The 6,729-nt window shown below is 67.0% G+C and carries 5 protein-coding genes and 1 pseudogene; 3 read left to right on the forward strand and 3 right to left on the reverse strand.

The window, feature by feature from the left end; all coding sequences use genetic code 11:
• Positions 1-194: 194 nt before the first annotated feature.
• On the reverse strand, positions 195-1,067 hold the full coding sequence (sucD, locus tag ABE505_RS15210) for a succinate--CoA ligase subunit alpha (RefSeq protein WP_241945328.1): 873 nt from the start codon (positions 1,065-1,067) through the stop codon (positions 195-197).
• A 25-nt stretch (positions 1,068-1,092) separates the two neighbouring features.
• Positions 1,093-2,256: an ADP-forming succinate--CoA ligase subunit beta gene (sucC, locus tag ABE505_RS15215; RefSeq protein WP_337244111.1), complete on the reverse strand. Its 1,164-nt coding sequence runs from the start codon at positions 2,254-2,256 to the stop codon at positions 1,093-1,095.
• 194 nt (positions 2,257-2,450) lie between these two features.
• On the opposite strand from sucC, the gene ABE505_RS15220 reads away from it, so the two are divergent.
• The 3 genes and pseudogenes from ABE505_RS15220 to ABE505_RS15230 all read left to right on the forward strand — a co-directional run.
• On the forward strand, positions 2,451-4,025 hold the full coding sequence (locus tag ABE505_RS15220; RefSeq protein ID WP_346445333.1) for an ATP-binding protein: 1,575 nt from the start codon (positions 2,451-2,453) through the stop codon (positions 4,023-4,025).
• 178 nt (positions 4,026-4,203) lie between these two features.
• Positions 4,204-5,598: a sigma-54 dependent transcriptional regulator gene (locus ABE505_RS15225; protein WP_346445334.1), complete on the forward strand. Its 1,395-nt coding sequence runs from the start codon at positions 4,204-4,206 to the stop codon at positions 5,596-5,598.
• A gap of 441 nt (positions 5,599-6,039) precedes the next feature.
• Positions 6,040-6,129, forward strand: a pseudogene (locus ABE505_RS15230) (prepilin-type N-terminal cleavage/methylation domain-containing protein); the annotation flags it as partial.
• 318 nt (positions 6,130-6,447) lie between these two features.
• On the opposite strand, the gene ABE505_RS15235 reads toward ABE505_RS15230, so the two are convergent.
• The coding region (locus tag ABE505_RS15235; RefSeq protein ID WP_346445335.1) for a transposase at positions 6,448-6,729 on the reverse strand (282 nt) is incomplete at its 5' end.

Below are 6,729 nucleotides of genomic sequence, written 5' to 3' on the forward strand. Positions count from 1 at the left end.
GCACCGACCGGTACAAGTACCTGTCTGCCGACTGTTCCGGCGTGACCGCTCCGTAAAACCGGGGTCAGAGTGCAATTTAGCCTCGCGAAAATTCACTCTGACACCGGTTTTGGACCCCGGTTTTGGCGCGGCGAGACCAAGAAAAAGGCCGCCCGAAGGCGGCCTTTTCGCAAAGCGCCGGTGAGCCGGATCGCTTACTTGACCAGCTCGGCGATCGCCGCGCCCAGGTCGCCCGGCGAACGGACGGTCTTCACGCCGGCCGCTTCCATCGCCTTGAACTTGCCTTCGGCCGTGCCCGAGCCACCCGACGCAATCGCGCCGGCATGGCCCATGCGCTTGCCCGGAGGGGCCGAGGCGCCGGCGATGAAGCCCACGACCGGCTTCTTGACGTGCGCCTTGATGTACTCGGCGCCCGCTTCCTCGGCGTCGCCGCCGATCTCGCCGACCATGATGATGCCCTCGGTCTGCGGGTCCTCGTTGAACAGCTTCAGGCAGTCGACGAAGTTCAGCCCGTTGATCGGATCGCCGCCGATGCCAATGACCGTCGACTGGCCCAGGCCCGCCGCGGTGGTCTGCTTGACGGCTTCATAGGTCAGCGTGCCCGAGCGCGAGACGATGCCGATCTTGCCCGGCTGGTGGATGTGGCCCGGCATAATGCCGATCTTGCACTCGCCCGGGGTGATCACGCCGGGGCAGTTCGGACCGACCAGGGTGACATCGGGGTGCGACTTGAGCACGTTCTTCACGCGCAGCATATCGAGCACCGGAATGCCCTCGGTGATGCAGACGATGACCTTGATGCCGGCCGCTGCGGCCTCGAGGATCGCGTCGGCCGCGAACGGCGGCGGCACGTAGATCACCGACGCATCGGCGCCGGTGGCTTCGACCGCTTCGCGCACGGTGTTGAACACCGGCAGGTTGATGTGGGTGGTGCCGCCCTTGCCGGGGGTCACGCCGCCGACGACCTGGGTGCCGTACTCGACCATCTGGGTCGCATGGAAGGTGCCCTGCTGGCCGGTGAAGCCCTGCACGATGACCTTCGTATTCTTGTTGATCAAAACAGACATTGAATGAGTTCCTGGTCGCGTGGGGTCAGGCGGCAACGGCCGCGACGGCCTTCTTGGCGCCGTCGTTGATGTCGTCGGCCGGGGTGATGGCCAGGCCGGATTCGGCCAGCAGCTTCTTGCCCGCTTCCACGTTGGTGCCTTCCAGACGGACCACGACCGGCACCTTGACGTCCACTTCCTTGACCGCGGCGATGATGCCCTCGGCGATCATGTCGCAGCGCACGATGCCGCCGAAGATGTTGACGAAGATCGCCTTGACCTTGTCCGAAGACAGGATGAGCTTGAACGCCTCGGTCACGCGCTCCTTGGTTGCGCCGCCGCCGACGTCGAGGAAGTTGGCCGGCGAACCGCCGTTGAGCGCGATCACGTCCATCGTCGCCATCGCCAGGCCTGCGCCGTTGACCATGCAGCCGATGTTGCCGTCCATCGTCACGTAGTTGAGGTCGTACTCGCTGGCGCGCACCTCGGCCTCGTCTTCCTGGGTCGTGTCGCGCATCGCGGCCAGATCCTTGTGGCGGAAGGTCGCGTTGTCGTCGCTGTTGACCTTGCCGTCGAGCGCGTACAGGTCGCCGCTGTCGAGGATCGCCAGCGGGTTGAGCTCGACCAGCGCCAGATCCTTCTCGTTGAACAGCCGGTACAGGCCGCCCATGATCTTGGCCAGCTGGTTGGCCTGCTTGGCGTTCAGGCCGATCTTGAAGCCGATGTCGCGGCCCTGGTAGGCCTGGAAGCCCTCGACGAAGCCGACATTGAGGGTCTCGATCTTCTCGGGGGTCTCGGCTGCGACCTGCTCGATGTCCACGCCGCCCTCGCTGGAGACGATGTAGGTGATCGACTGCGTGCCGCGGTCGACCAGCACCGACAGATACAGCTCCTTGGCGATCTCGCCGGCCTCGGTCACCAGCACCAGGTTCACCGGCAGCGCGACGCCCGCCGACTGGTAGGTCGCCATGTTCGTGCCGAGCATCTTCTCGGCCGCGGCCTTCACATCGTCGTGGGTCTTGCAGAACTTCACGCCACCTGCCTTGCCGCGGCCACCGGCGTGGATCTGGGCCTTGACCATCCAGGGGCCATCGCCCAGGGACTTGGCTGCTTCGACTGCTTCGTCGGCGGTGGACGCAACGCGCCCGGCCGGCACGGGGATGCCGTAATCGGCAAACAACTGCTTCGCCTGGTATTCGTGGAAGTTCATGTGGGGTCCGTACGGGAAGGAAATGTCGCCGACCGCCGGCGGGCGCACAGGGCGCGGCGGGCCGACGGGGTCCGCCATTCTCGCGCATGCGCGCCCGCCGGGCAAAACCGGGGGTCGGCCGGGACCGTCGGCGCCTGCCTATACTGGCGCCGGACCGTCCCCTTGGAGCCCCCGTGCCGCTGGCCGCCCCCGCGATGTCCCGGTCGCTGATGCAGCGCGAACTGGCCCTGTTCTCGCTCTATCGGGTGCTCGAGGCCGCGCTGCTGGCGCTGGTCGTGTTCAGCCCCTGGGGCGAGGCGCTGGGCGGCGTGGAGATCGCCGCGATCGCGGTGCCGGTGAGCCTGGGCTACCTGGTCGCCTCGGTCGGCCTGCTGATCCACGCCCGCGCGCCCCATCCGGACTATGCCGCCCACGCGACGGTCGGCATCGGCGTCGACATCCTGGTCGCGGCGCTGACCAGCCATGCCGTGCCCGATGTCGCGCCCGGCGTGGCGATGCTGCTGCTGTTCAACGTCGCCGCGGCCTCGCTGTTCGTGCGCCTGCGCACCGGCCTGCTGATCTGCATGGCGGCGGCCGCCTCGCTCCTGATCGGACCGCTCGCCGGCCTGATGAGCGCACACGCGCCGACACGCCCGGTTGCCGAACCGCTGATGTTCGCGCTCGGCCTGTTCGCCGCCGCCTCGCTGACCCGCATGCTCGGCACGCAGATCCGCGAGAGCCAGGCGCTGGCCGACCACCACGAGGCCGAGGCGCAGAGCCTGGCCGAGATCAACGAACTGATCATCCGCCGCATGCAGACCGGGGTCCTGCTCGTCGACGGCGCCGGCCACGTGCGCCGCGCCAACGAAGCCGCGCTCGCCCTGCTCGATGCCGACGGCGACCCACACGGCCGCCCGTTGTCGCGCCTGTCGCCGCCGCTGGCGCTGCGCCTGGCCAGCTGGCTGCGCAGCGGCAGCAGCGACGACGCCCCACTCGCCTTGCGCGAACATGTCGATGTCATGCCGCGGTTCGTGCGCCTGCTCGCCGATGGCGACAACACGCTCGTGTTCCTCGACGACACCTCGCTGGTCACCCGCCGCGCCGAATCGCTGACCTTGGCCACCATGGGCCGGTTCTCGGCCAGCCTCGCCCACGAGATCCGCAACCCGCTGGCGGCGATCAGCTACGCGACGCAGCTGCTCGAAGAATCGGACGCCATCCAGGACGGCGATCGCCGCCTGCTGCAGATCGTCCACCAGCAATGTGTGCGCACCAACGGCATCGTCGAGAGCGTGCTCGGCCTGGCGCGTCGCGAGCGCGCACGGCCCGAACCTGTCGAACTGGTCGCCGCCGTCCACGCCTTCGTGCAGGACTACCGGCTGCTCATCACCGACGACAACGCCACCCTGGACGCGGACTGCGACACCGCCTGCGTGCGCGCGGTGGTCGACCCGCGCCACCTACACCAGGTACTCACCGCGCTGGTCAACAACGCCGTGCGCTACGGCCGTCAGCCCGGCGAACCGGCGCGCATCACCCTGCGCGTCGAAGATGGCGAACGCCCCTGCATCAGCGTGCGCGACCACGGCCCCGGCATCGAGGACACCGCGCTGGCGCAGCTGTTCCGCCCCTTCTTCACCACCTCCGAAAGCGGCACCGGCCTGGGGCTCTACATCGCCCACGAACTGTGTCGCGCCAACGAAGCACGGCTCGACTATGCCCCCGCACCGGGCGGCGGCGCCTGCTTCCGGATCGCACTGTCGGCGCGGCGCGGCGCGCTGCGCGGCTGAACCGCAGCCGGCCCGGCGCGCGGGCCCGAACCACCATGAAAACGCACGAGTCCTCACGAAAACAAGTCGTCCTGCCGCGTTCGGTGTGACCGGCGTCACCAGTGTGACCCTCGTCACTATTGGCAAAAGCTGTCACTATGGGTCACCCCGCAAAAGCCAAGCGCCCAGCCAGATTTCGATGAGCGAGCACCGCAGCGCCCTGATCGTCGACGACGAACACGACATCCGCGAACTGCTGGTCCTCACGCTGGGCCGCATGGGCCTGCGTACCGATACCGCGCCCAACCTCGCGGCCGCCCGCGAACTGTTGGCCGCCGGCCGCTACGACCTGTGCCTGACCGACATGCGCCTGCCCGACGGCTCCGGTCTGGACCTGGTCGGCGAGATCAACACACGCTTTCCCGGCACCCCGGTCGCAGTGATCACCGCCTACGGCAATGTCGAGGCCGCGGTCGATGCGCTGAAGGCCGGTGCGTTCGATTTCGTCAGCAAGCCGGTCGACATCAACGTGCTGCGCGGCCTGGTGCGCCAGGCGCTGGAGCTGGGCGAGCGCGGCCGCCACAGCGACGACGCGACCGGCGGCCGCCTGCTCGGCAAGTCCGAGGCGATGGTCACGCTGCGCAATACGCTGGCCAAGGTCGCGCGCAGCCAGGCTCCGGTGTGCATCAACGGCGAATCGGGCACCGGCAAGGAACTCGTCGCGCGCATGCTGCATGCCCAAAGCGCGCGCGCCGGCGGTCCCTTCGTACCGGTCAATTGCGGCGCGATTCCCACCGAGCTGATGGAAAGCGAGTTCTTCGGGCATCGCAAGGGCAGCTTCACTGGCGCACACAGCGACAAGCCCGGCCTGTTCCAGGCGGCCGAGGGCGGCACGCTGTTCCTCGACGAAGTCGCCGAACTGCCGCTGCCGATGCAGGTCAAGCTGTTGCGCGCGATCCAGGAAAAATCGGTGCGCCCGGTCGGCGCTTCGGCCGAAGTGCAGGTCGACGTGCGCATCCTCTCGGCCACCCACAAGGACCTGGCGACCCTGGTCGACGAAGGCCGCTTCCGCCACGACCTCTACTACCGTATCAACGTCATCGGCCTGACCGTGCCGCCGCTGCGCGAGCGCGCCGGTGACCTGCCCCTGTTGTCGGATGCCATCCTGCGCCGGCTCGCCCAAGCCATGCGCCGCCCGGCACCAGCGCTTGCGCCGGACGCGATCGCCGCCCTCGAGGCACATGCCTTTCCCGGCAATATCCGCGAACTGGAAAACATCCTCGAGCGCGCGCTGGCGATGGCCGACGGCGACCGCATCACCGCTGCCGATCTGCACCTGCCGACCGCCCAACCCGGCATGGCCGGCAACAGCGCCGCGGCCCAGACTGCCGCCCGCCTGCCGCCCGACCCGCGCACGCTCAGCCCCTACGAGACCGCCGGCACTGCCCTGCCCTCCTACATCGAGGACATCGAACGCGCCGCGATCCAGCAAGCGCTGCAGGAAAACCGCTACAACAAGACCAAGACCGCCGCCGTGCTCGGCATCACCTTCCGCGCCCTGCGCTACAAGCTCAAGAAGCTCGGCATCGACTGAAAACCGGGGTCAGAGTGCAATTTCCTTGAAGTTGCACTCTGACGCCGAGAGCTGACGCCTGCGCCTGATGCCGTCGACGGTGTCGCCTACTGAATTTCTGCATCGCAAAGTCTGGCTCAAGTTCAGCGATGCGCCGTCGATATCTTTCCCGTCCTCTTCAAGGTCAGGGCTGTTCAACCCGATCTGCGACGGGCATCACGCAAACCAACTGCCATCGCCTGACGCGAAACGTCACAAGGCGACCCAATCTGGCAACCCAGGGGCAGAACGCTCACGATTGTTCACCAAAAACGTGCCCGGAACGCGCGTGCCAATGCGTTCGCGCGATTGGCACGACCCATGCGACATCCCTGATGCACGTGCATGTCGCACGGCTGCCCACGGATCGGCACCCGCCGCTTTCCAGGCACGTGAATCCATCCACCCTTGGGGAGTTGCTCCATGAAGACGCAGAAAGGTTTCACCCTGATCGAACTGATGATCGTCGTCGCGATCATCGCCATCCTGGCCGCCATCGCGCTGCCGGCGTACAACAACTACCGCGTGCGTTCCGCAGAGGGCGCTTGCCAAGCTGAAGCCAAGGCATGGGCTAACTCAGCAGTGGCCGCACTTCAGACGCCCGGCATGACGGCACCCGACTATCAGGCTCGCGCCTGTTCGGCGCCCGCAGCTGATACCGCCCCGCCGACCTCTGCTACTGGCACCGTTGAATTCACGCCCCAGACTCCTGGCGTGCTTACCACGACCTGCGACATGACGAATGCGACCTGCACGCTGGCAACTGCCCCGTAAAGTTAAAAAGCAACTGCGAGATACGAAGCCCCGCCATTAGCGGGGCTTTTTTATGGTTCATCGCTGAATTCCGGGGAAGGCTGCGCGGATCTTCAGGAAGAAGTACTCCTGATCGCGGTATCCGTAGGCGCGGCGTTTGATGACCTTGATGGTGTTGTTGATGCCTTCAACGATGCTGGTGTTGAGTCGATGTCGGCAGCGCGACACGATCCCATGCAGGTAGGCTTCGAGCTTGGCCGCGAAATGGGCCAGCGCGGCAATCCCACTGGATTGGGCCTGCTCCAGCCAGTGCTCCCAGGCCCGTTGGGCGCAGCTGGGATGCTGGTAGAACCACAGTCG

The organism is Luteimonas sp. TWI382 (assembly GCF_039674545.1).
In the GTDB taxonomy this organism is placed as follows: domain Bacteria; phylum Pseudomonadota; class Gammaproteobacteria; order Xanthomonadales; family Xanthomonadaceae; genus Luteimonas.

What these genes read in the sequence shown, in the direction of transcription:
- sucC (WP_337244111.1), bottom strand. Translation starts at nt 2,256, where the DNA reads ATGAACTTCCACGAATACCAGGCGAAGCAGTTGTTTGCCGATTACGGC.
- ABE505_RS15225 (WP_346445334.1), top strand. Translation starts at nt 4,204, where the DNA reads ATGAGCGAGCACCGCAGCGCCCTGATCGTCGACGACGAACACGACATC.
- sucD (WP_241945328.1), bottom strand. Translation starts at nt 1,067, where the DNA reads ATGTCTGTTTTGATCAACAAGAATACGAAGGTCATCGTGCAGGGCTTC.
- ABE505_RS15220 (WP_346445333.1), top strand. Translation starts at nt 2,451, where the DNA reads ATGTCCCGGTCGCTGATGCAGCGCGAACTGGCCCTGTTCTCGCTCTAT.